Below are 23,780 nucleotides of genomic sequence, written 5' to 3'. Positions count from 1 at the left end.
ACACGGCCGTCGGCGCCAGAGGTCCTAATATGTGCGGCTTGCAGGCATGGCGCGGCCTACTCAGACTCGCGCCGTTCTTACCGAAGTGGCCGCACTAGCGGCGGCACAGAAATCGACGCATCCCGCAGCAAATTTTTGAAGTTTGGCAGGCAAGTGCATTCAAGGGCACGTTCTCGCCCGATCAAAGCCACGACTTCGTCGACGCACTGCGCCGGGATGCGCATACGACCGTGCCGCAATGCCGAATAGACGACGTCAGCGGCCAAGCGCTCGCCTAGGCTTCGCACAACGCTGGGATGCCGCAGAAGATTGAGCGACCAGCCGGGTTCCTCGCCATTCATGAGCGCAACTGCCTGCGCGCGGCCCTTTCGTTCATCGACGACGGCGCGGAAAACTCGATGCACCGCGATAGCGACGGTAGCAGCCTCCCCGTCATCCAAAGAAGGGGAGCCGCCGGACAAAGTAGCAAACAACTCATACTCCGCGTCAGTCATGCCGACGACGGTCACCAGGCCGCGCGCAGTGAGATCGCCCAGAAAACTGTGTTCCCCGTTCTTCCGGCTCGTCTCGTGCTCCAGTTCCTCAGCCACGATGTCAGGGACAATGATCTCATTCGTGATGGCCGTAAGCACGCGCTCGCCGTAGTTGGAGGCGTGCAGATTTATTAGGACACTCGTGTCGAGGACCAGCGGTCTCCGATCTTTAGCTAGGGAGCTTGAGAAGGTCATCCGTCACGTTTTCCTCAAGCTCAATCTGGTCAATTAACTCGCGCACCTCCAAGCGGCGCATCATAAGCAGCTCGGCCAGCTGCGCTTCCGACATTATCCCTCGTTTCCACGCCGCGTGCGCCATGAGGCTCAGCCTATGCGGGACGGGCCGATTAGCGTCGGGCTTGGCCGTATCAAGCCGCTCTGCGGCGTCTCCCAGCACCTCACGCGCGTGGTAATTTTTGATCCCGCCCTTTGTATTTAGCCATTCCCACGTTCCTTTTTTCAGGAGCTCCAGCTCCTCAAGGCGGCGCACGCATGCCTCGCGGGATAAATTATACTGGTGGGCCAGCAAGATAATGTGCCGACGGGTGAGCATGTCCGCGCCGGCCGTGAGCTGCTTGAAGCTCTCCGAGAAGCTCCTGCGTGGCGTCAGGAAGGCGCGACCGAAGGCATTCGCATAGCGCTCGTCACGCGACAGAAACTGCTCATCTTGTTCCAGAACCTCGGGAACGCGGCGCGTCCCGACGAAATGCCCGATTTCATGCGCGGCGGACTGAATGCGCCGCTCCAAGGGATGATTAGCGTTCAGGAGAATGCAGGCGCCGACGGTGTCGTCGTAGGCGAACACCCCCGCAATTTTTGACTTAGTGGATAGTCGTCGCTGGTAGAGCCGGATGCCAAGATCGAGCTCAACGACCGAGAAGATGTCGGCGATTGAACCTCCGCCCAGCCCGAGCCAGTCGCGCAACTCTTGCGCGTGCTTTTCAGCCAGCTCGCCCACGTCGCCCTGGCTGATGCCTTTCTCCGGCGGGTACTGCCGCCGCCGCTCGATGCCGAGGACGTTTTCGAGCTCCACCTCAGCCTTCACCAAACCATTGAGAAGCTCGACGGCTTCCCGCGTATGATCGTCCTCCGCTTCCCGCAACTTACGGAATCGGGGCACTAGGTCAGTGTGCACCGCCTCTCGACGTAGAAGAGCATTGACGGAAACGCCGTAGTGCCGAGCGAGAAGCTGCAACTCTTGGATCCGCACCCGCCGCGTGCCCTTCTCTAGGGACACGAGAGTCGGGCGCGACATTCCGATGACCTCGGCCGCCTGATCCTGACGAATGCACGCGTTTTCTCGGGCCAAGCGCAGACGCCGACCGATCTCTTGTGCGCTCAGTTCATTCACATCGGCCATGACGCCCTCCGTTCGTCCAGCCTCTGAGGAAACTTTTTTCTCCCTGCACTGCCATGAAGGCGCGCCATTCTTTCGCGTGGGTCAGCAACATGTTCCTGAGTTGTTGAGAAACCAATTCCCGTGGCTCTCCCGTCGCGCGCTCGATTTCGAAGGCATGAACCATCAAATCCGCATCGGGCAGCTCCGCCATGTCGGCGAGCTGCTGGAGGTGCCGAGCGCCAACGCTGCCGTATTCGGACATAGATCGGCTCAGGCGGACTTTGTTCTCTCCAGGAAGTGCATCTCGAAATGAGGACACTTTTAGATCGGCGACGACGTAGGTGTGGCTCGGCTCGGCTATACCGGCAGCATGCATGCTCATCCGACGAAGGAGACAGGCGGCGCACAGCCCGCATTGCCGCAGCTGTCCGTCCATCTTCGCATTCCACCGCTGCTGCCAGCAAGAGCGGGTCTCGAAAAGCTCATCGACCGCTTTGTTGGTCGCAAGCCGGAACGCCGAAATAGTTTCTCCCTTGGTGTTCCAGAGGCGCGGTTGCTCATAACGGACCTCATGTTCGAGTAGCGCCTTTATAAATCGTTCCATCTTCCGGAAGTACGTCGGGTGGTTGCGGTAGTCGGCATACACGTTGTGCAGGGGCAGGAGCACCGGGCCGAGCGCACCTTGGCCGCTTTCGGGGACCACAATTCTATTCAGCCCACTTAGGTGCGCGGCGATGGCCGTCACGGCCGCGAACTTGAAGCCGCGAGAGCGCACGCTGCTTTCCCGCGGTGACAACACGTCGACCCGAAACGGGATTTGATCAAAAGGTTCGTCGCCCGATTTCGTGGTATGGTGGTTTTTGGTCACCCGCACGCATACGGCGTCGCTCCCATTCCCGAGAAGCTGTGCAACGCAGCGGGAATCCAGTCCGTCACTATAGGCGATGACAAAGCGACGCTTCGTGCCGAACGGAAGCGACCGCTGCCGTGCCCCGAGATCACTGCTGCCCTGCCACGGAACGAAGGTGAATTGCCACTCGTCGCCCGTGAGGTGCCGCAACGCCGCCCGAAGACCGTCTTGGACTGCCTGCCGCTGCCACGTCGTCACCTCGACGACCGGCACGGTGATTTCGAAATCGCGCGCCCACCGGCTGATCCGCCGGGCGGTGCTGCGGTCGGCGTATTCAACCGCAGCGCTAATGACCAGCAGATCGTGGTGGATCGGCTTCCAGCCCTCGTAGTTGTAGGTGTCCAGCGCGTCCGGGACGAACGTGATATCCTGACCGATTTCAGCGATTGCCGTTGAATCCGGATAACGTCGATCATGCCTTCGACCTCGCTCGACAACCCGTAGAGCCAAGCCGTAATGCTCAGGGCTGGTCACACGCGTATTCACAACCGGACCATCCCTTCGTCGACGTCATCGCTTCTTCCCAAGTCCTTCTCGAAGGCGTTATTCTTGCCCTCCAGCAGTGCGTGACATACCTTGTCGCCATCCACCGCGTCGAAGGCGGCATCTATTTTTTGTCGCGCCCGGTCTCCCGCCTCTCGGCTCATCTCGCCGTCTTCTTGCGCCCGGATACACTCTTCGTGAAAGCGATTCCGAGTTTCGCCGATCTGCGTTTTAATGGCGGCGGCGACCGCGAACACGTGCGCATTGGCGAGCGGCATATCATTGGCGGCCCGATACAAGAATTCCTTCTGAAGCGCGTTCAGGAAGGGTGTCCGCTCGCACCGATCAAATATGGCTTCGACGGACCCAAGCGGATCGAGTTCGAGCTGGACCTGACCGATATACGCGTCGATTGCTTGTAGCGCTTTGACGTGTTCCTTGGTGACGAGGTGGCGGGTAAGCGCATCACATGCAACCGGGCCGCATTCCACTAAAGACGCGGCGTCGTTCTGCACTGCTTCAGCGAGCCGCTTCCAGCAGTTCCCAAGCTTCAGATTCTTGAACGGACCATCAGTCATGGGCGCCTCCGCATCTAGGAGTATGTGGGCGTATTCTGACATTGTCAACAAAGGTTCTAAAAAACCTGACATGCGAGATGCGCCGATGCCGGGGTGCTATGGTGATCGGCGATCTCACCGCGGTATCAGCACCGGGGATGTCGGCCGAATGTCGCGATCTTACCGAGGGCCGATCTAGGGTAAACGGAACGTGTGTTGTCGGGCGATGAGCGGATGTCTGCTCCTGGCGCACAGCAGCAGCGACGAGTGACTGAGTCGGGTCGAAAGCGGAACGTCCGTTTCCAGGTAGACCGCCAGCTTGCGCCTCTGGCGACTGACAAGTCCGACGCCATTTCTCTAGGCTGTGGAGCATTTCAAGCGGAGTGTTGACCAGGGTCCACTCTGATGGTCCATTCCCCAGGTCCGATGCCGATCAAGACAGGTGATCGAGGGTGTAACCCCTTGATGTCGTACCCTTTCGGTTTTGGCTGAGAATCCTGGCTACTCACCCGCGGACTGGCGGATCCGCAGAGCGCTGGCCCTCTGCGCTGGGCGACCCGGCAATAGCAAAGCCGGCCCGGCTTGAGCCGGCTCAGCCGCTGCGGCTCTCTTCAAGCTCAACAGACGGCTTGCGCTCGCCCGCGTTTCCAGGAATCTTAGCCGTACACAGCGGTTCGCGCTCGAGCGAACGCGTCGTGTCGCGCCGGGGAAGGTGAAGAAACTGCCCCACGCTGGCCGGCGGCCAGCCTCGGACGCGTAGGCTGCCGGTCGGCGTGGGACCTCACGTGCTTCGTGGTGTATCGACCCTCCGCTCCGCCGGTGGCGTGCACCCCAGGTGCATCGACGCCGGCACGGATGACATCGGGCGCGGCAGCCGGCGCCAAGACATCGCTGAAGTCCCCGGCCGCCGGAGCACCTGTCAAAGGTCGGGGAGCCTACTCCAGCACCGATGTGCCTGCGCCGCTGTCCCCGCAGCGTAAACGCGGACGCATGCCCCGACGCGAGCCTGATCCGCCTCAGGTCGTGGACGATCTCCTGCGCCCGCTGCCCGTCTCACGGGCCGAGCTCGATGTGCTTGAGACCTTCCTCGGCGCCGAGATCGACGCCCTCTTGCGCGATCTGTTGCGATGAGGTGCGCGCCCCCCCCCCCAGACCCTGCCGGCCGAAGTCTCGCCCGCACACAGCGCGACGACAGGCCTGTGGATCGCGACGCATCCCGGCTTTGCCTCTTACCATCACAGACTCACCCTGCCGCGACCGTCTGCGAGGCTCAAACCATGAAACTGATCAAGCGCTCGAACGGCTCGCTGCCTGCCCGCGACGGCCAGCTGCGCGCCTGCCTGTACCTGCGCGTCTCCACTGGCCGGCAGGCCGAGAGCGACCTCTCCATCCCCGATCAGCGCAAGTCCGTGCAGGCCTACTGCGCCGCCCATAGCTGGCCCGTCATCGCCGAGCATGTCGAACCCGGAGCCTCCGCCCTCGACGATAACCGCCCCGCCTTCCAGGCCATGATCACCCGGGCCGAGGACGGCGACCGCCCCTATGACGTCATCGTGGTGCACTCGCTCTCCCGCTTCTTCCGCGACGCGCTCGGGCTGGAGATGTATGTGCGTCGCCTTGCCAAGGTCGGGGTGCGGCTCGTCTCGATCACCCAGGAACTCGGCGATGATCCCGCTGCCGAGATGATGCGCCAGATGTTCGCGCTCTTCGACGAGTACAGCAGCCTCGAGAATAGCAAGCACGTCCAGCGCGCGATGAACGAGAATGCGCGTCAGGGCTTCTACAACGGATCCAATCTGCCCCTCGGCTACACACTCGAGGAGGTGGAGCGGCGCGGCAGCCGGATGAAGAAGCGGACGATCGTCGATCCGGTCGAGGCGGAGACGGTTCGGCTGATCTTCCGGCTCTACCGGCACGGCGATGGGCAATCCGGCCCTCTCGGAGTGAAGGCGATTTGCTGCCACTTGAACGAACGGGGCTACCGTACGCGGGCCGGCGCCCGCTTCGGCGTGGCAACGATCCACCGGATCCTGACGAATCGAATCTATGTGGGTGAATGGGGCTTCAACAAGCGCTGCTCGAAGACGGGGCAGGAGAAGCCGAAGGCAGAGCACATCGCCGTTGCGGTGCCGCCGATCATCGCGCTGGATGTGTTCGAGGCCGTGCAGGCGACGCTCAAGGCGCACAATCCGCGCGTCACGCCGGCGCGTGTGGTGTCGGGCCCGATCCTGCTCACTGGACTTGCGACCTGCACGACCTGCGGTGGCGCGATGACGCTTCGGACCGGCACCTCGAAATCGAAGAAGGTGCACAGCTACTACAGCTGCTCGACCAAGGGACGTCAGGGTGCGACGGGCTGCTCGGGCCGGTCGATCCGGATGGCAACGCTCGACACGCTCGTCACGGACCACCTTGTGACTGAACTGCTGCAGCCCGACCGCCTGCGGGCGACGCTGGCATCGCTCTGGGCGCTGAGGGCCGAGCGGGCAGCGGAGGTCGATGTTCGGGGAACTGCGCTACGCGGCGAACTCGCGGCAGCGGAAGAGAAGCTGCGGCGGCTCTACCGGCTTGTCGAGGACGGCGAGGACGAGCCGGACGATCTGCTGAAAGAGCGGCTCTTGGCGTTGCGGGCCAAGCGAGATCTGGCGAAGGCCGCCCTTGCGCGGATGCGCGAGGCCGGTCCGAGCCCATCCGAGATCGGACCTGAGCTGATCGAGCGCTTCGGGCGGCTGATGCGCGAGAAGGTGTCGTCGGGCGAGGTCCCGTTCCGGAAGGCGTGGCTTCAGGCGATCGTCGACCGGATCGAGGTCGGCGCGGATATGATCCGCATCATCGGCGACAAGGAGAGCCTGGAAACCGCCCTCACCGGCGCAGACGGCACAGCCGTGCCCGGTGTTCGCAGTTCTGTACGCAAGTGGCGCGCCCTACGGGAATCGAACCCGTGTTTTCGCCGTGAAAGGGCGACGTCCTGGACCGCTAGACGAAGGGCGCTCTGGCTGGGCCGGGGTTCTATAGTCGGACCGGAGACGCCCGGCAACCGTCCAGGCGCGGCACAGGTGCCACAGGTCCCGAGTTTGCAGGTCCTGAGGTCACAGACCCTGACTCTGTCGGTCCTGGGTTTGACCGCGCACCGGGTTGGGGCGATGGAGAGCCATGCCCCAGCCCACCCCTCGCATGACCCTCGTCCTCGGCGGGGCGCGGTCCGGCAAGAGCGCCTACGCGGAGGGGCTGATCGAAGCCTGCCCCGGCCCGTGGCTCTATCTCGCCACCGCCCAGGCCTTCGACGACGAGATGGTCGACCGCATCGCCCAGCACCGCGCGCGGCGCGGCGGCACTTGGCGCACCCGCGACGTGCCGCTCGCGCTGCCGGAGGCGGTCGCCGAGGCCGAGGGACCGGTCCTGGTCGACTGCCTCACGCTCTGGCTCACCAACCTGATCCTGGCGGAGGCGGACGTGGCGGAGGCGTCGGCGCGGCTCCTCGCCGCCTGCGCCGACGTCCCGGGCCCGCTCGTGCTGGTCGGCAACGAGGTCGGGCTCGGGATCGTCCCCGACAACGCCCTCGCCCGGCGATTCCGCGACGCCGCCGGCCGCCTCCACCAGCAGCTCGCCGCGCGGGCCGACCGGGTCGTCCTGACCGTGGCCGGCCTGCCGCTGGTCGTGAAGCCGCGAACCTCTGAGACAGGAGCCTCCGCATGAGCGACGACGCCGCGCGCCACCGCGAGAAGATGGAGAAGCGCAAGGCCGTCCAGGACGCCGAGGTCGCGGGGAAAACCCTCGAGAAGGGCCTGCTCCTCGTCCATACCGGCCCCGGCAAGGGCAAGAGCACGGCGGCCCTGGGGCTGATGCTGCGGGCGCTCGGCCGCGGCTGGCGGGTCGGCATGGTGCAGTTCATCAAGGGCGGCTGGGACACCGGCGAGCGCCACGCCGTGGCGGCCTTCGGCGAGAGGGTCGTGTGGCACACCCTCGGGGAGGGATTCACCTGGGAGACCCAGGACAAGGCGCGCGACATCGCCGCCTGCCGCCACGCCTGGGCGGTCGCCGAGGGCCTGATGGCCGATCCCGCGATCCGCCTGCTCGTCCTCGACGAGCTCAACATCGCGCTGCGCTACGACTATCTCGACCTCGACGCGGTGCTGGCCGCCCTGCGCGCGCGCCGGCCGGACCTGCACGTCGTCGTCACCGGCCGCAACGCCAAGCCCGCCCTGATCGAGGCCGCCGACCTCGTCACCGAGATGGGCAGCGTCAAGCACCACTTCGCCGCCGGCGTGAAGGCGCAGGAAGGGATCGAGTTCTGAGCCCGCCGCGCGCGACGGCGCCCAGGAAGGCCCTGATGATCCAGGGCACCGGCTCCGATGTCGGCAAGTCCCTGATCGTGGCGGGGCTGGCGCGCGCCTTCACGGAGCGGGGCCTGAGGGTCCGGCCGTTCAAGCCGCAGAACATGTCGAACAACGCCGCCGTCACCGCCGACGACGGCGAGATCGGCCGGGCGCAGGCGCTCCAGGCCCGCGCCGCCCGGGTGGCGCCCTCCGTGCACATGAACCCCGTGCTGCTGAAGCCGCAGAGCGAGGTCGGCTCCCAGGTGGTGGTGCAGGGCCGGATGGTCGCCACCGTGAAGGCGCGCGACTACCAGGCCTGGAAGCCCCGGCTGATGTCCGCCGTCCTCGACAGCTTCTCCCAGCTCGCGGACGAGGCTGACTTGGTTCTGGTCGAAGGCGCGGGCTCGGCGTCGGAAATAAACCTGCGCGCGGGCGACATCGCCAATATGGGCTTCGCCCGGGCCACCGACACGCCGGTGGTGCTGGTCGGCGACATCGACCGGGGCGGCGTGATCGCGAGCCTCGTCGGCACGAAGGCCGTGATCGACCCGGAGGACGCCGCGATGGTCGCCGGCTTCCTCGTCAACCGGTTCCGCGGCGATCCGAGCCTGTTCGCCGACGGGATGCGGCTGATCGCCGAGCGCACCGGCTGGCCGGCGCTCGGCCTCGTGCCGCACTTCCCCGACGCCGCGCGCCTGCCGGCCGAGGACGTGCTGGGCCTCGCCGGCTCGGACCCGCGCGGGCCCGGCTCCGTCACGGTGGCGGTGCCGGTGCTGCCGCGCATCGCCAATTTCGACGATCTCGACCCGCTGCGGGCGGAGCCGAACGTGTCGGTGGTGCTGGTCCGGCCCGGAACGCCGATCCCCGCCGGGGCCGCCCTCGTGCTGCTGCCGGGGTCGAAGACCACGATCGACGACCTGGAGGCTTTCCGCCGGGAGGGCTGGGACGTCGACCTGCGCGCCCATGTCCGCCGGGGCGGCCGGGTGCTCGGCCTGTGCGGCGGCTACCAGATGCTGGGCAACAGCCTCGCCGATCCGCACGGGATCGAGGGGGCGCCGCGCACCGTGGAGGGCCTCGGGCTCCTCGCCGTCGACACCGTCATGACGCCGGAGAAGCGCCTCGCCGCCGTCACCGGCACGAGCCTGCCCGACGGCGTGCCGTTCGCCGGCTACGAGATGCATATCGGCGCGACCGCGGGCCCCGACGCGGACCGGCCGCTGCTGCGCCTCGCCGACGGGCGCCCGGACGGGGCGGTCTCGGCGGACGGGCGCGTGGCCGGGACCTACGTGCACGGCCTCTTCGCCGACGACGCCCAGCGGGCGGCGTGGCTCGCGCGCCTGGGCACCGCCTCGGCGGGCGCCGGCTACGAGGCCGGGGTCGAGGCGGCGCTGGACGGCCTCGCGCGACACATCGCGGCCCATGTCGACTGCGACCGCCTCCTGGCGCTTGCCCGGTAGGCGGGGCGCGGGCCAGGGATTACTCTGTGTTATGCCGGCCCCGCCACGAAGGGCCGCACGCCCCCGGAGGAACGCCCCATGCCGCCCACGCCGTCCCCCGCCGGGGAGGATCTCGCCGCGAGCACCGTCCGGACCGTGACCCTGCGGCTGATGCCGCTCCTCGGCCTGCTCTACCTGATCGCCTATATCGACCGGCAGAACGTCTCCTACGCCAAGCTGGAGATGGTCGGCAGCCTCGGCCTCTCCGAGACCGCCTACGGGCTCGGGGCCTCGCTGTTCTTCCTCGGCTACTTCCTGTTCGAGGTGCCGGCCAACGTCTTCCTGGAGCGGGTCGGCGCGCGGATCTGGTTCGCCCGGATCATGATCACCTGGGGGATCGTCACCGTCCTGCTGGGCTTCACCCAGGGCACGGCGATGTTCTACGTGCTGCGCTTCCTGCTCGGCGCCGCGGAGGCCGGCTTCTTCCCCGGCGTGCTGTTCGCCCTGACCCTGTGGTTCCCGCAAGCGCACCGGGCGCGGATGATCGGCTGGTTCATGATCGCCAGCGCCATCGCCAACGCGGTCGGTGCGGCGATCGGCGGCGCGCTGCTGGGCCTCGACGGGCTCCTCGGCCTCCAGGGCTGGCAGTGGGTGTTCCTGGCCACCGGCGCGCCGGCGATCCTCATGGCCGCGGTGGTGCTGTTCGTCCTGCCGGACGGCCCCGAGACCGCCCCCTGGCTGTCGCAGGCCCAGCGCGACTGGCTCGCCCGCACGCTCCGGGCCGAGCGCGAGGACGGCGGCCACGTCGACCACGGCAACCCGTTCGCGGCGCTCCTCGACCGGCGGGTGCTGATGCTCGCCGGGGTCTACGTCTCCCTGCCGCTCGCCGCCTACGGCCTGGGCTACTGGCTCCCCACCGTGGTCAAGGGCTTCGGCGTCTCGAACCTCACCAACGGCTTCCTCAACATCATCCCGTGGCTCGCCACGGCCTTCGCCCTGTGGTGGGTGCCGCGCCACGCCGCCCGCACGGGGGCGCAGGGCAACGCCCTGACCTGGCACGTGGTCGGGCCGGCGCTGGTCGGGGCGGCGGGCCTCGCGCTCTCCGTCGTCCTGCCGGGCAACGCCGTGAAGTTCGCCTGCCTGTGCGTGGCCGCGGCCGGGACCTTCGCCGCCCAGCCGGTCTTCTGGTCGATACCCGGGACGTTCCTGCGCGGTGCCTCGGCGGCCGCCGGGATCGCGGCGATCAATTCGGTCGGCAATCTCGGCGGCTTCGTCGCCCAGAACGCCGTGCCGTTCATCCGCGACCAGACCCAGAGCGACCTCGTGCCGATGCTGTTCCTGGCCGCCTGCCTCGCCGTGGGGGCGGGCCTCATGTTCGTGGTGCTCTCCGCCCTGCGCCGCGACGCGGCGCGGCGGGCGGTGCCGACGGCCGCGAGACCGGCCTGAACACGGTCCGGATTCGTGCGTTATCCTTCCTCAGGCCGGCGTGACCGGCAGGATGATGCAGACCCGCAAGCCCGCGGGCCATCGTCGAGGAGGGCACCGCGATGAGTCAGGGATTTCCGCTCATGATCCTCGCCTTCGGGACGCTCGGCGGCATCTGGTTCCTGGCCGCCGCGGCTAGGAAGCAGGTCGCCGACGCGAAGGGGAGCCCGGAGCGCTCCAGCGTGATCCACCACCACGGCGGCGAGCCGCGCCCGAACATGCAGGGCACCGAGCACTAGGAGAGCCGAGCACCGGGGCGGCCGCTCCCGCGGCGCAGCTGTCAGCCGGCGGCGATCCGCCGGCAATGGTCGAGGGCAGCGCCGATCAAGTTGTCGCTCGCCTCGGGCGTGCGGAACGCCGAGTGCGCCGACAGGGTGACGCTGGGCAGGTGCGCCAGCGGGTGATCCGGCGGCAGGGGCTCGACGGTGAACACGTCGAGCCCGGCCCGCGCCACGTGGCCGGTGCGCAGGGCCGCGACCAGGGCGTCCTCGTCGAGCACCGCCCCGCGGGCGGTGTTGATCAGCATCGCGCCGGGCTTCATCGCGGCGATCCGCGCGGCCGACAGGAAGCCGCGCGTCGCGTCGGTCAGGAGCAGGTGGAGCGAGACCACGTCGCTCTCGGCGAGCAGGCGGTCGAGCGGGACGAAGTCGACGCCGGGATGGGTCTTCGGGGTCCGGTTCCAGGCGAGCACCCGCATGCCCGCGCCCCGGCAGAGGCGCGCCATCTCGGCCGCGATCCCGCCGAACCCGACGAGGCCGACGGTCTTGCCGGTGAGCTGGATCCCCTCGGTGCGCAGCCAGGATCCGGCGCGCATCGCCCGGTCCATCTCGGGCAGGCCGCGGGCGGCGGCCCACATCAGCGCGAAGGCGCACTCGGCGACCGCCGTGTCGCCGTAGCCCTTGATGGTGTGGACGGTGACGCCGAGGGCGTCCCGGAGCGCCTCCGGGTCCATGTAGCTGCGGGCGCCGGTGCCGAGGAACACGACGTGCTTCAGGCCCGCGCAGGCCCGGGCCACGTCGAGGGGGAGGGCGGTGTGGTCGATCACCGCGGTCTCGGCGCCGTCGAGGATCGCGGGCAGGTCCTGCGGCGCGATTCCGGGATCCGCGTGGATCGCGAAGGGCGGATCGTCCGGCTGCAGCAGCCGCCGGGCCACCGCCGCCAGGGTCTCGCTGGCATCCACGAACACGGCACGCATCGGCGTCTCCCTCATCCAGCCCCGTCCGGCCACGATGCGTCCGGTGCGCGGGCCGTGCCAAGGCCCGATCGGGAATTGCCGCCGTCTCTGCGAGCGGAGCGAAGCGATCCCGTCGGCGCCACGATCTCAGAGGTCGCGCGGCCCTGGCGCGCTTCGCTCCCTCCGCGAGGACGGCTCAGCCGGTGAGCGACAGGCAGAGCGCGAGGAGCGCCAGCACGAGCCCGCCCTGCAGCCAGCAGGCGGTGCGGTAGAGGGCCAGCGCCCGGGCGATGTCGTCGGCCGTGGCGGCGTCCCGGCCGTCGCCCATATGGGCGTCCGGGACGAGGGCGCCGTCGTAGACCCGCGGCCCCGCGAGCCGCAGGCCGAGCGCCCCCGCCATGGCGGATTCGGGCCAGCCGGCATTGGGCGAGCGGTGCCGGCGCGCGTCCCGGGCCATGGCCCGGAGCGCCCAGCGCGCGTCGGCGCCGCGCAGGGCCGCCGCCCCGGCGATCAGCAGGCCCGCGAGCCGGGAGGCCGGCAGGTTCACGCCGTCGTCGAGCCGGGCCGCCGCCCAGCCGAAGGCCTCATAGCGCGGGCTGCGGTGGCCGATCATGCTGTCGGCGGTGTTGACCGCCTTGTAGAGGGCACCCCCCGGCAGGCCGAGGCAGCCGATCCAGAAGGCCGGCGCCACGATCCCGTCGGAGAAGTTCTCCGCCAGGCTCTCGATCGCGGCCCGGCAGACAGCCGCCTCGTCGAGGCGGTCGGGGTCGCGCCCCACGATCATCGCCACGGCCCTGCGCCCGGCCTCCAGGCCGCCCGCGCGCAGGGCCGTCTCCACGGCGGCGACGTGCTGGTGCAGGCTGCGCTGCGCCGGCAGGCTCGCGCCGAGCAGGCCGAGGAGGAGCAGAGCGGGCAGGGGGCCGGCGAGCCCCGCCAGCGCCGTGACGGCGAGGGCGGCCGAGCCGACCGCGGCGAGGAGCAGCGCCAGCGCGAGGCAGCCGGCGACCCGCCGCCGGCGCGCCGAGCCGCGGTTGAGGCCGCGCTCCAGGGCGGCAATCAGCCGGCCGATCCAGGTGACAGGGTGACCGGCTGCCCTGTAGAGCGCGTCGGGATAGCCGGCCGCCGCCTCGATCCCGAGGGCGACGGCGAGGACGGCGAGCGTGTCGGCGAACGTACCGGGCAGATGGACCATTCGGTGTGGAGCGTTCCCGCGCGTGAGGCCGCCCCGATCGCGCATGGCGGCGATCTCGGCGGGCTCCGACAAGCCTTTCCCGACGCGCCGGAGCCCTGGCTCGACCTCTCGACGGGGATCAACCCGGTCCCCTATCCCGTGCCCGCGCTGGAGGCCAGCGCCTGGGCGCGCCTGCCCGAGGCCGCCGAGGTCCGCGCGCTCCGGAAGGCCGCCGCCGCGGCCTACGGCGCGCCGGACGCCGACCACGTCGTGCCCGCGCCCGGCACGCAGGTCCTGATCGAGACCCTGCCCCGGCTCATGGCCCCGACCCGGGTCGCGGTTCTCGGGCCGACCTACGCCGAGCACGCCGCCGCCTGGGCGCGGGCCGGGCACGCGGTGGCGGAGGTCGCGGGCGTCGACGCCCTCGGCGAGGCCCGGGTGGCGGTGATCGTCGATCCCAACAACCCGGACGGGCGGACCCATCCCCTGGACGAGCGCCGGGCGCTGGCCGAGGCACTGCGTGCCCGCGGCGGCCTGCTGGTCGCCGACGAGGCCTTCGCCGACCTCGAGCCGGTGGAGAGCCTGTGCCCGCACGTCGCCACACCGGACTCGGCGCCGGGCACCGTGGTGCTGCGCTCCTTCGGCAAGACCTACGGGCTCGCCGGCCTGCGCCTCGGCTTCGCGGTCGCCGAGCCCGGCACAGCGGCCCGGATCGCCGCGGCGCTCGGACCCTGGGCGGTGTCGGGCCCGGCCCTGGCGATCGGGCGCGCGGCCCTGTCGGACGCGGGCTGGCGCGCTGAGGCCGCCCGCGCCCGGGCCGCGGATGCGGGCCGCCTCGACCGGATGATCGCCCGGGCCGGCGGCCGGGTCGTCGGCGGCACCTGCCTGTTCCGGACCGCCGATTTCCCCGACGGGCCGGACCTCTACCGGCGGCTCGCGGCGTCCGGGATCGCGGTGCGTCGCTTCGCCGGGCGGCCGGAGCGCCTGCGCTTCGGGCTGCCGCCCGACAGGGCGGGCTGGTGCCGGCTGTCGCGGGTGCTCAGGTAGCCCGGGCCCCCGGCGGGTGCGGGTCGCGGGCCGCCACGATCACGGCCAGCGCCGAGAAGGCGAGGCCGACCGCGCAGACGCCCGGCCAGCCCACGAGCAGGAAGGCCTGCGAGCCGGCATAGGCGCCGAGCGCCCCGAACACGAACAGGGTCGTGAACAGCACGGTGTTGATGCGACCCCGCGCGCCCGGGACCAGCGCGTAGGCGCGGGTCTGGTTGGCGATGAGCGCGCCGTTCATGCCGATGTCGATGAGCAGCACGCCGAGCGCCACCGCGGCGAGCGACCACGTGCCCCCCGCCCAGAGCACCACGAAGGACAGGGCGACCAGCAGGCTGCCGCCGAGGACGACGGGCTTCGCCCCCCGCCGGTCGGTGAAGCGGCCCGAGATCGGCGCCACGAAGGCCCCGCAGACGCCGATTACGCCGAACAGCCCGGCCCCGGCGGCGGTGAGGCCGAAGGGCGGCCCCTCGACCAGCAGGGCCAGGGTCGCCCAGAAGGCGTTGAAGCCCGCGAACAGCAGCGCCTGCGACAGGCTCGCCGTGCGCAGCACCGGCTGCGTGCGGGCGAGGTGGAGGATCGACAGCATCAGGGCGCGGTAGCGCAGCGGGTGCGTCTGCACCGTGTGGGGGAGGGTGGCCCGCGCGATGCCCGCCATGGCGAGCGCCACCACGGACGCGACGAGGAAGACAGGCCGCCAGCCGAGATGCGCCCCGAGGAAGCCGCTCGCCGTGCGGGCGAGCAGGATGCCGGTGAGGAGCCCGGTCATGACCTGGCCGACGATCCGCCCGCGGCTCGCGTCCGGGGCGAGCTCGGCCGCGAACGGGACCGCCTGCTGGGCCGCGCAGGACAGCACGCCGACCACCAGATGGGCGAGCGCGAGGCAGGCGAGGTTCGGCGCGAGGCCCACGGCGAGCAGGGCCAGGGCGAGGCCGAGGCACTGCCCCACGATCAGGGCGCGGCGCGGCAGGGCGTCGCCGAGCGGCACGAGCCCGACGATGCCGAGCCCGTAGCCGACCAGGGCCGTGGTCGGCACCCACAGGGCGGCGCGGTCGCCGAATTCGGCCACGATCAGGCCGAGCAGCGGCTGGTTGTAGTAGATGTTGGCCACGGCCCCGCCGGCGATCAGCGTCAGGCCGAGCCGGGCCTTCGCGTCGAGGGGTGCGGTCACGGCCGGGTCGGGGGCAGGCGGGTGGGCCGCCGCGGGAGAGCCATGGTCGGGTCCGTGTGGGGAGGGCGATCGGAGCGGCGAGCGATACGGGCGGAGCGCGCCGCCGGGCAAGCTGCGGCGATGCATCCCTGCCGGGACGCCCCGGGCCCCTTCACCGGAGCCGGCGGCGCACCATATGCAACAGACGCAGCCGGCGCCGCCCGCATGCGGGCGGGCGCCGCGACCGATGCGCCGGGCGCCGAGCCTCGCGAGGTTTACGGACCGGACTACGAACGAGAGGGCGGTTTCGTTCCGTGCGAACGGCGCCGGGCCGCCGCAGCAGGGAGTACGGGATGCCGAACTACCGCGTCGACTTCGCCAAGGAGATCCTCGGGGTGCCGTTCACGATCGGCTCGGTCGCGATCGCGCGGGCCCGCGATCCCGAGCGCGCACGCCGCGCCGCGGAGCTGCGCTTCGCCCGCCAGCACGGCGTCGGCGACTGGCGCGAGCGGGCGGACCTCGCCACCGTGGCCGAGCGGCTCTGACGATCGTCCGGATCCGTCGCACCACCCCCGTCACACGATGGTCGTGCCGCGCCCGCACACGGGGAGCCCCGCGTCGGCGACCGGTCAAGCTCTGGTCGCGGCGGCCGCGGCGCCGTAGAATGGCGGGCGGATCGGGACGCCCGCCGGCGTCCGGATCCCGTTCCGTCCGCGCCCGACCGACGAGCCGGCGTCGCGGGACCGGACACGTCTCGAATCCGGGTCATCGGGGGTCAGTGCGAAGGTCATGGCGGCGATCTCCTTCTTCGGCGACCTGCTTCAGACCATCAGCGAGCGCGGCCGCGACCTGATCGGGATCGGGCGCGGCGACATCGGGCCCCGGGCGAGCGCCGGCGACCTCGTCAAGCTCTGCGAGGACCTGATCTCCCGGCGCGGCGAGGCCTCCGGGGTGGCGCTGGCCCGCCTGATCCTCGACCGCTACGCGAGCTTCGGCAAGGCGGAGTGCCACACCTTCCTGCGGGCCATCGCCCTCGACTTCGACGCGGACCACGCCGCCGTCGACGAGGCCATCGCCGCCTACCGCGCCGCCCCCTCCCGCGCCCGCCTGGGCAGCCTGCACGAGGCCGCCGAGCCGCGCAGCCAGGAGCTGATTCGCCGCCTCAACCTCGCCCGCGGCGGCACGCTGAGCCTCGTGCGGATGCGCGAGGACCTGTTCGACCTGCGCCGGGCCCTGCGCGCCGGCGACGAGGCCGACCCCGCCCTGATGGACGCCGTCGACAGCCTCGACTGCGACTTCGAGCACCTGTTCGCGTCGTGGTTCAACCGCGGCTTCCTCGTGCTGCGCCACATCGACTGGACGACGCCGGCGCACATCCTGGAGAAGATCATCCGCTACGAGGCGGTCCACGCCATCTCCGGCTGGGACGACCTGCGCGCCCGCATCGAGCCGCCGGACCGGCGCTGCTTCGCGTTCTTCCACCCGGCGCTCGCCGACGAGCCGCTGATCTTCGTCGAGGTGGCGCTCACCGACCAGATCGCCCCGGCGATCGCCCCGATCCTGTCGCAGGAGCGCAAGCCGCTGCAGCCGCAGGCGGCCACCACGGCGGTGTTCTACTCGATCTCGAACTGCCAGAAGGGCCTCGCCGGCGTCACCTTCGGCAACTTCCTGATCAAGCAGGTGGTCGAGGACCTGACCCGCGAGGTCCCCACGCTCAAGACCTTCGTGACGCTCTCGCCGGTGCCGGGCTTCGCGGCGTGGCTGGCGCGGGAGCGCCGGGCCGACAGCCCGCAGGGCCTGCTGCCCGAGGATGTCGAGACCCTGCGGGCGCTGGACGACCCGGCCTGGCCGGCCGACAAGGCCCGGGCCGAGACGGTGCGCCGGGCGCTGATCCCGGCCGCGGCCGCCTATTTCCTGCGCGCCAAGAACGAGCGCGGGCGCCCCCTCGACCCGGTGGCCCGGTTCCATCTCGGCAACGGCGCGCGCCTCGACCGGATCAACTTCCTGGGCGACACCTCCAAGAAGGGGCTGGCGCAATCCCACGGGCTGATGGTCAACTACCTCTACGACCTCGCCGCCATCGAGCGGAACCACGAGACCTACGCCAATCTCGGCACCGTGGTGGCGGCTCCGGCGGTGACCCGGGAGCTGCGCGCCAAGCTGCCGCCGCCCCGGGCCGTGGTGCTCGCCGAGGCGTAGGCGTCGCGACTCACCGGCCCGCGCGGACGACGCGCCGCCGGAAAGGGCTCGCCGAGGGGGCCTCCGGGCGGCTATGGGTGCGCGCGACCCATAGCCCGTGATAGCCCAGCCTCACGATGACGAACCACCTCTTCTCCCTGGTGCGGGACGGCGCCGCCGATCCCGCCAAGACCGTGATCGAGACGCCGGACGGGCGCCGCTACGCGTACGCGGACCTGATCGCCCGCTCCGGCGCCTACGCAGCGGCCCTGCGGGCGGCGGGCGTCGCGCCCGGCGACCGGGTGGCCGTGCAGGTCGAGAAGAGCCCCGAGGTGATCTTCCTGTATCTCGGCGCGGTCCGGGCCGGCGCCGTGTTCCTGCCGCTCAACACCGCCTACACCCCGGCGGAGATCGGCTACTTCCTGGGCGACGCCGAGCCGACCGTGTTCGTCTGCGACCCGGGCCGGCGCGACGCGCTCGCCGAGGCCGCCGCCGGCGTCCGGCAGGTCTGGACCCTCGACGCCGCAGGGGGCGGCAGCGCCGCGGAGGCCGCTGACCGGGCCGCCGATGCGGGCGCCGCCTTCGCGGACGTGCCCCGGGGTCCGGAGGATCTCGCGGCGATCCTCTACACCTCGGGCACGACCGGGCGCTCCAAGGGCGCCATGCTGACCCACGACAACCTCGCGTCGAATGCCCGGACGCTGGTCGCGTACTGGCGCTTCACCGCCGACGACGTGCTGATCCACGCCCTGCCGGTGTTCCACACCCACGGCCTGTTCGTGGCGACCAACACGGTGCTGGCGAGCGGCGGCTCCATGCTGTTCCTGCCCCGGCTCGACCCGAAGCTGATCCTGAGCCTGATGCCGCGGGCGACCGCCCTGATGGGCGTCCCGACCTTCTACACCCGGCTCCTCAAGGAGCCGGGCCTGACGCCGGAGGCGGCCCGGGGCATGCGCCTGTTCGTGTCGGGCTCGGCGCCGCTGCTCGCCGAGACGCACCGGGAATGGCAGGCCCGCACCGGCCACGCCATCCTCGAGCGCTACGGCATGACCGAGACCAACATGAGCACCTCGAACCCCTACGCGGGGGACCGGGTCGCCGGCACGGTGGGCTTCCCCCTGCCGGGCGTGTCCCTGCGGGTGGTCGATCCCGAGACCGGCGCGGCCCTCGGGCCCGACGCGGTCGGCATGATCGAGGTGAAGGGCCCGAACGTGTTCCAGGGCTACTGGCGCATGCCCGAGAAGACCGCCGCCGAGTTCCGGGCCGACGGGTTCTTCATCACCGGCGACCTCGGCAAGGTCGACGGCCGGGGCTACGTCCACATCGTCGGGCGCGGCAAGGACCTGATCATCTCGGGGGGCTTCAACGTCTACCCGAAGGAGGTCGAGACCGAGATCGACGCCCTGCCGGGCGTGGTCGAATCCGCCGTGATCGGCCTGGCGCACCCGGATTTCGGCGAGGCCGTCACCGCCGTGGTGGTGGGCGGCGCCGGCTGCCCGGACGAGGCCGGCGTGCAGGCCGCCCTGGAGGGGCGCCTCGCCCGGTTCAAGTGCCCCAAGCGCGTCCTGTTCGTGGACGAGCTGCCGCGCAACACGATGGGCAAGGTCCAGAAGAACCTGCTCCGCGAGGCGCATGCGGGGCTGTATCGGGACTGACGCGCCGTCCCGTCAGAAGGGTCGACGGAGCGAGGATCCGGCCACCGCGTCGCTGCGAGCGGAGCGGAGCAATCCAGGCGGCGCCACGCTGCTCGACGTCGCGCAACTCCGGGGCACGTCGCCTCGCCTGGGATGACGGCGCCGAGGCCCCCACGGAGGGGCCCCGGCCACCGGATCAGAGATTGTGCTGCGTCCGCTCGCCCGCGGGCGGCGTGTGGCTCTCCGGATCGACCACCTTGCGCGCTGCGGCGTTGAGGTTGTCCGGATCGAGGGCGGTCTGGACGAACTCGCGGCCGATATTGGTCACCTCGCGGGCGTAGCGCAGGCCCTGGTCGCGGACCTCGTCGGCCCAGGGACCGATGCTCCGGTCCTCCTGACGGGTGCGCGGCAGCAGCGCGCCGAGGAGCAGGCCCGCGGCCACGCCGACGACGCCGACGAGGAGCGGGTTGTCGTCCACGAAGCGCTCGACGGCGGTGCGCCCGCGGTTGATCCCCTCGATCCCCTGGCTGGTCAGGTCGTCCAGCGCCCGCATGTTGCGGCGATGGAGGGCGCCGGCCCGCTCCCGGGCCTCGTCGTAAGCCGCAGTGGCGCGGTCGCGCGCCTGATCGGCCGCCCCGCCGAGGCGGTCGTTGATATCGTCGGCGAGGCCCGAGACGGTGCGGCGCGCCTGCCCGGCGAACTCGGTGGCCCGGTCGCCCGCCGCCCGGATGCCGTCCTTCGCGGCCGAAGCGGCGTCCTGGGCAGCGTCGTGCGCGGCCGCGTCGTGCGAGCCCGTCGCCGCGCCGGGCCGGAGCGGGTCGTGCAGGCCGCGCGGATCCGGCCGGAGGGTGAAGTCGCCCGCGGCGGTGCCGGGCGCGCCCGGGTCGCCGAGGCCGGCCGGATCCGGCCGCAGGCTCTTGTCGTCGGCGCCGTGCGGCATCCCCGCCGCGGCGGCGAGCTGCTCGGGGGTGCTGGAGGGGATACCCGGCTTGTCGGTCATGGCGCTGTCCTCAGATGTCGGTCTCGCCGGCCCGCCTTCGGCGCCGGTCTGCCCAGTCGTCCGGCCAGGCGGCACGGTGTCTCGTCCCGGACCCGGCCGGATCCGGTCCTCAGATCTCGGTCGTGTCCAGCGGATCGCGGGCCGGGCGGACCGTCGGGCGGTCGGGGTCGTAGCCGCGGGCCGCGCCGGTGTTCAGGGTGGGCACGCGCTCGGCCGAGACCTCGGTGCGGCGGCGCTGAGCGTCGCGGGCCATCCGGTTGAACAGCAGGCCGACGCCCGCCGCGATCAGCAGCACCGGCACGGGATTGCGGCGCACCGCCTCCAGGGCCGAATCGTAGGTCGTGTTCAGCGCCGGCACCCGCCGGGCATTGCCCAGCATCTCGTCCACGAGATTCGGCACCGAGAGCCGGCCCTGGATGCGGTCGATCGTGTCGTCGAGCCGGGCGCGGCTCTCCTCGATCTCCTTCTCGAGGTCGTTCATCGTACTCATCCGGACACGCGCTCCGAGAGGGCCTGGGCATCCTGGCGGACCTGGCGCGTCGTGCGCTTCGGGGCCAGGGTCGAGAGGGAGAGGACGCTGCGCGCCCACAGGGCCATCCCGAGGGCGAGGAGCAGCAGAACGCCGCCGACGATCAGGGCCGAGAGCCACTCGGAGCCCACGATGGTGGCGAGCCACTTCACGAAGGCGCCGATCAGGACCAGCAGGGCGACCACGGCGAACACCGCCGAGCCGACCATGCAGGCGAGGCCGACGATGAGCTGGCGGACGTTGCCGGCCATCTCGGCCCGGAACAGCGCGATCTCCTTGCGGGCGAGCTCGTTGGTCTCCCGCAGGGCGTCGCCGATCAGGCTCTGGATGCTGGAGGGGCCCGTGGCTGGGCCCGTGGAGGAACCCGTGGAGGGGCCCGCCTGGCGCGGGTCGGAGCCGTAGGTCATGGCGTCAGGCCCGGAAGCTGTCGCGGGCGTCGCCGTCCGGCGCCTCCGGCGGCAGGCTGGACGACTTGATGAAGCGGGCGGCGATCAGGCCGGCCACGAAGGTCCCCACGGCCACCGCCACCGGCGCGCGCCGGGCGAAGGACTCGGCCTCGCTGTAGAACTCGCCGAGGCTGCGGCGCTCGATCGAGGAGCCGAGCTGCTCCAGCCCGTCGGCGGCGCTGTCGAAGAAGGCGCGGACGTTCGGCTTGTCGCCGAGATCGCGGCCGGAATTGCGGATCGTCTGCGCCAGGTCCTGGACCGACTGCGCGGCGTCGCTCTTGCGCTGCTCGACGTAGCTCTGCGCCTGCAGCCGGGCCGCATCGAGCAGGCCGCGCCCGCGTTCGGCCGCCACGTCGGCGAGCCCCTCGACGTCGCCCTGGAGGGCCCGCCACTGCGCGCGCTCCTCCGCGGCGGTGTGGGGCGCGTCGTGCGGCGCGGCGTGCGACCCCTCGCGGTGCGGATCCGCGATCGGATCCGCGGGGGTGCCTTGCGGTAACTCGTTGCCGGCCATCTCGAAAACACTCCTCGCGGCGCGGGGACGGTGCCGCTCGCGGCGACCGCGGGCCCCGCGATGGCTGAGTAACCGACTCGGCTGTCGCGGGTTCCGGTCCCTGTGCGCCCTTCCGATGCGTGCGCGGGGTCCGGCGCGACGGGCGGCACCGCTCACGCGCCGTTCAGGCAAGATCTGCCAGAACCGCCACGCTTGTACAACGCTCGCACGGGGCGCCCGACCGGGGCGCCCAACCGGGACGGAGCGGCCGCCCTGTCCCGGAACGGCAGGGCCTCGACTTGACCCGCGCCCGGCTTCACGCTTGGGTTGCGGGACGACCGACAAAGGATCGCGCAGGGCCTCCGCGCGTTCTGACATAGTAGTGACGTCCCGATGCAGGCGCGGCGAGATCCTCGACCCGACCCGCGCCCCTGATCCGGAGCCGACCCGCGTGGCACGCCTTGTGATCGTATCGAACCGCGTCGCCGTCCCGGAGGAGGGCGGCAAGGCGGTGGCGGCGGGCGGCCTCGCCGTCGCGGTCAAGGAGGCCTTCACGGCCTACGAAGGTCTGTGGTTCGGCTGGAGCGGCACCATCACGGACGAGCCGTCCGAGGAGCCGACGCTGATCGACCGGGGCCGGGTCCAGTACGCCGTCGTCGACCTCTCGCCGCAGGATCACCTGGAATACTACGCCGGCTTCGCGAATCGCGCCCTGTGGCCGATCATGCATTACCGGCTCGGGCTCGGCGCCTTCTCGCGCTCGGACTATGCCGGCTACAGCCGCGTGAACCGGACCTTCGCGCGGGCGCTGGCCAAGCTGGTCGAGCCCGACGACATCATCTGGGTCCACGATTACCACCTGCTGCCGCTCGCCGCCGAGCTGCGCGGACTCGGGCTCGACAACCCGATCGGCTACTTCCACCACATCCCCTGGCCCGCCGCCGACGTGTTCAACTCGCTGCCGGCGAGCGGCGAGCTCCTGCGCGCCATCGTCGACTACGACCTGATCGGCCTGCAGACCGAGGCGGACGTCCAGAACCTGCAGCGCAACCTCGTCGATACCCAGCGGGCGATCCCGCTCGGCGGCGGCTCGCTGATGGTCGACGGCCGCCGGACCCGGATCCGTGCCTTCCCGATCGGCATCGACGTCGCGGGCTTCAAGGAGGCCGCCGAGAAGGCCAATTCCAACAAGGTCGTGCGCGAGACCATCGCGGGCCTGCGCACCCGCAAGCTGCTGATCGGCGTCGACCGGCTCGACTATTCCAAGGGCGTGCCCGAGCGGATGGAGGCGGTGGAGAGCTTCTTCGCCTCGAATCCCGACCAGCGCGGCAACGTCACCTACATCCAGATCACGCCGAAATCCCGCAGCGAGGTGCCGGAATACGAGCAGCTCGCCCGCGAGGTGAACGAGAAGGTCGGCGAGATCAACGGCTCGCTCGGCGACCCGGCCTGGACGCCGATCCAGTACATCACCAAGGCCTATCCGCGGCCCGTGCTGGCCGGCCTCTACCGGGCCGCCCGGGTCGGGCTCGTCACGCCGATGCGCGACGGCATGAACCTCGTCGCCAAGGAGTACGTCGTCGCCCAGAGCGAGGACGATCCGGGGGTGCTGGTCCTGTCGAAATTCGCCGGCGCCGCCCGGCAGCTGCCCGAGGCGCTGCTGATCAACCCCTACGACCGGTTCGAGGTCGCCGAGGCGATCCGCGCGGCCCTCTACATGCCGAAGGCCGAGCGGCTGGCGCGCTGGAAGCCGATGGTCGAGCGCATGACCCGCGAGGACGTCGACTGGTGGGCGCGCAACTTCCTGGCGGAACTCGAGAACTTCCGCACGGTCGAGCGCGAGCCGCCCACCGCCGCCGCGGCCGCCGAATAGCCGGCGCCTCCCGCTGCTCCCGCCCGCCGCCA

General features: G+C 70.7%; 21 protein-coding genes, 1 tRNA gene and 1 pseudogene. 11 read left to right on the top strand and 12 right to left on the bottom strand.

Annotated elements, in window-relative coordinates; all coding sequences use genetic code 11:
• Positions 1-77: 77 nt before the first annotated feature.
• Genes ACLBYB_RS22430 through ACLBYB_RS22415 form a run of 4 tightly spaced genes read right to left on the bottom strand, consistent with a single transcriptional unit; the run spans position 78 to position 3,843 of the window.
• Entirely contained in the window at positions 78-728 is a 651-nt protein-coding gene (locus ACLBYB_RS22430; protein ID WP_447700096.1) for a DNA-binding protein, read from the bottom strand.
• The gene (locus ACLBYB_RS22425) at positions 703-1,893 is read right to left on the bottom strand and encodes a helix-turn-helix domain-containing protein (RefSeq protein ID WP_447700095.1); all 1,191 of its coding nucleotides are present in this window, start codon (positions 1,891-1,893) and stop codon (positions 703-705) included. Before ACLBYB_RS22425 ends, ACLBYB_RS22430 begins: the two co-directional genes overlap by 26 nt.
• On the bottom strand, positions 1,877-3,256 hold the full coding sequence (locus tag ACLBYB_RS22420; RefSeq protein ID WP_447700094.1) for a 7-cyano-7-deazaguanine synthase: 1,380 nt from the start codon (positions 3,254-3,256) through the stop codon (positions 1,877-1,879). The genes ACLBYB_RS22425 and ACLBYB_RS22420 overlap by 17 nt, the downstream gene beginning before the upstream one ends.
• An 8-nt stretch (positions 3,257-3,264) precedes the next feature.
• On the bottom strand, positions 3,265-3,843 hold the full coding sequence (locus tag ACLBYB_RS22415; protein ID WP_447700093.1) for a hypothetical protein: 579 nt from the start codon (positions 3,841-3,843) through the stop codon (positions 3,265-3,267).
• A 1,106-nt stretch (positions 3,844-4,949) separates the two neighbouring features.
• Between ACLBYB_RS22415 and ACLBYB_RS22410 the strand changes: the two are divergent.
• Positions 4,950-6,224 (top strand): annotated as a pseudogene (locus ACLBYB_RS22410) (recombinase family protein); the annotation flags it as partial.
• A gap of 513 nt (positions 6,225-6,737) precedes the next feature.
• On the opposite strand, the gene ACLBYB_RS22405 reads toward ACLBYB_RS22410, so the two are convergent.
• Positions 6,738-6,813: transfer RNA gene (locus ACLBYB_RS22405), tRNA-Glu, on the bottom strand.
• A 162-nt stretch (positions 6,814-6,975) separates the two neighbouring features.
• On the opposite strand from ACLBYB_RS22405, the gene cobU reads away from it, so the two are divergent.
• The 5 genes from cobU (at position 6,976) to ACLBYB_RS22380 (ending at position 11,298) form a co-directional block, all read left to right on the top strand.
• On the top strand, positions 6,976-7,518 hold the full coding sequence (gene cobU / locus ACLBYB_RS22400; protein ID WP_447700092.1) for a bifunctional adenosylcobinamide kinase/adenosylcobinamide-phosphate guanylyltransferase: 543 nt from the start codon (positions 6,976-6,978) through the stop codon (positions 7,516-7,518).
• On the top strand, positions 7,515-8,117 hold the full coding sequence (gene cobO / locus ACLBYB_RS22395; protein ID WP_447700091.1) for a cob(I)yrinic acid a,c-diamide adenosyltransferase: 603 nt from the start codon (positions 7,515-7,517) through the stop codon (positions 8,115-8,117). Before cobU ends, cobO begins: the two co-directional genes overlap by 4 nt.
• Positions 8,118-8,152: 35 nt before the next feature.
• Positions 8,153-9,595, top strand: a complete 1,443-nt coding sequence (locus ACLBYB_RS22390; RefSeq protein WP_447700090.1) for a cobyric acid synthase — start codon at positions 8,153-8,155, stop codon at positions 9,593-9,595.
• 78 nt (positions 9,596-9,673) lie between these two features.
• Positions 9,674-11,020, top strand: coding sequence for an MFS transporter (locus tag ACLBYB_RS22385; protein ID WP_447700089.1), 1,347 nt, complete (start codon positions 9,674-9,676; stop codon positions 11,018-11,020).
• A gap of 101 nt (positions 11,021-11,121) precedes the next feature.
• Positions 11,122-11,298: a hypothetical protein gene (locus ACLBYB_RS22380; protein WP_010687019.1), complete on the top strand. Its 177-nt coding sequence runs from the start codon at positions 11,122-11,124 to the stop codon at positions 11,296-11,298.
• Positions 11,299-11,339: 41 nt separating this feature from the next.
• Here the strand turns inward: ACLBYB_RS22380 and ACLBYB_RS22375 are convergent, their stop codons facing one another.
• Both ACLBYB_RS22375 and cbiB read right to left on the bottom strand, forming a co-directional pair.
• Positions 11,340-12,254 carry an NAD(P)-dependent oxidoreductase gene (locus tag ACLBYB_RS22375; RefSeq protein WP_447700088.1) on the bottom strand — a complete coding sequence of 305 codons (915 nt, stop codon included), beginning with the start codon at positions 12,252-12,254 and terminating at the stop codon, positions 11,340-11,342.
• A gap of 175 nt (positions 12,255-12,429) precedes the next feature.
• Positions 12,430-13,425: an adenosylcobinamide-phosphate synthase CbiB gene (gene cbiB, locus ACLBYB_RS22370; RefSeq protein ID WP_447700087.1), complete on the bottom strand. Its 996-nt coding sequence runs from the start codon at positions 13,423-13,425 to the stop codon at positions 12,430-12,432.
• Between cbiB and cobD the strand changes: the two genes are divergently transcribed.
• Entirely contained in the window at positions 13,417-14,451 is a 1,035-nt protein-coding gene (gene cobD, locus ACLBYB_RS22365; protein WP_447700086.1) for a threonine-phosphate decarboxylase CobD, read from the top strand. The two genes, cbiB and cobD, sit on opposite strands and share 9 nt — an antisense overlap.
• Here the strand turns inward: cobD and ACLBYB_RS22360 are convergent.
• Positions 14,444-15,619, bottom strand: coding sequence for an MFS transporter (locus ACLBYB_RS22360; protein ID WP_447700085.1), 1,176 nt, complete (start codon positions 15,617-15,619; stop codon positions 14,444-14,446). The two genes, cobD and ACLBYB_RS22360, sit on opposite strands and share 8 nt — an antisense overlap.
• 332 nt (positions 15,620-15,951) lie before the next feature.
• On the opposite strand from ACLBYB_RS22360, the gene ACLBYB_RS22355 reads away from it, so the two are divergent.
• The 3 genes from ACLBYB_RS22355 (at position 15,952) to ACLBYB_RS22345 (ending at position 19,431) form a co-directional block, all read left to right on the top strand.
• A complete protein-coding gene (locus ACLBYB_RS22355) occupies positions 15,952-16,143 on the top strand; it encodes a hypothetical protein (protein WP_012318462.1) in 192 nt (63 codons plus the stop codon).
• 244 nt (positions 16,144-16,387) lie between these two features.
• Positions 16,388-17,797, top strand: a complete 1,410-nt coding sequence (locus tag ACLBYB_RS22350; RefSeq protein WP_447700084.1) for a malonyl-CoA decarboxylase — start codon at positions 16,388-16,390, stop codon at positions 17,795-17,797.
• A 116-nt stretch (positions 17,798-17,913) separates the two neighbouring features.
• Positions 17,914-19,431 carry a malonate--CoA ligase gene (locus ACLBYB_RS22345; RefSeq protein WP_020095582.1) on the top strand — a complete coding sequence of 506 codons (1,518 nt, stop codon included), beginning with the start codon at positions 17,914-17,916 and terminating at the stop codon, positions 19,429-19,431.
• A 175-nt stretch (positions 19,432-19,606) separates the two neighbouring features.
• Here the strand turns inward: ACLBYB_RS22345 and ACLBYB_RS22340 are convergent, their stop codons facing one another.
• From ACLBYB_RS22340 to ACLBYB_RS22325, 4 genes are all read right to left on the bottom strand, one after another.
• Entirely contained in the window at positions 19,607-20,410 is an 804-nt protein-coding gene (locus tag ACLBYB_RS22340) for a hypothetical protein (protein ID WP_447700083.1), read from the bottom strand.
• A 109-nt stretch (positions 20,411-20,519) separates the two neighbouring features.
• On the bottom strand, positions 20,520-20,891 hold the full coding sequence (locus ACLBYB_RS22335) for a DUF3618 domain-containing protein (protein WP_020095580.1): 372 nt from the start codon (positions 20,889-20,891) through the stop codon (positions 20,520-20,522).
• 5 nt (positions 20,892-20,896) lie between these two features.
• Entirely contained in the window at positions 20,897-21,346 is a 450-nt protein-coding gene (locus tag ACLBYB_RS22330; RefSeq protein WP_170855257.1) for a phage holin family protein, read from the bottom strand.
• Between the two features lie 4 nt (positions 21,347-21,350).
• A complete protein-coding gene (locus ACLBYB_RS22325) occupies positions 21,351-21,896 on the bottom strand; it encodes a hypothetical protein (protein ID WP_447700082.1) in 546 nt (181 codons plus the stop codon).
• 430 nt (positions 21,897-22,326) lie between these two features.
• Between ACLBYB_RS22325 and ACLBYB_RS22320 the strand changes: the two genes are divergently transcribed.
• Positions 22,327-23,748 carry an alpha,alpha-trehalose-phosphate synthase (UDP-forming) gene (locus ACLBYB_RS22320; RefSeq protein ID WP_042672419.1) on the top strand — a complete coding sequence of 474 codons (1,422 nt, stop codon included), beginning with the start codon at positions 22,327-22,329 and terminating at the stop codon, positions 23,746-23,748.
• Positions 23,749-23,780: the final 32 nt, after the last annotated feature.

Source organism: Methylobacterium sp. D54C (genome assembly GCF_053345595.1).
The sequence above is the reverse complement of the archived record's forward strand: the minus strand, read 5'-3'. Positions and strand labels throughout refer to the sequence as shown.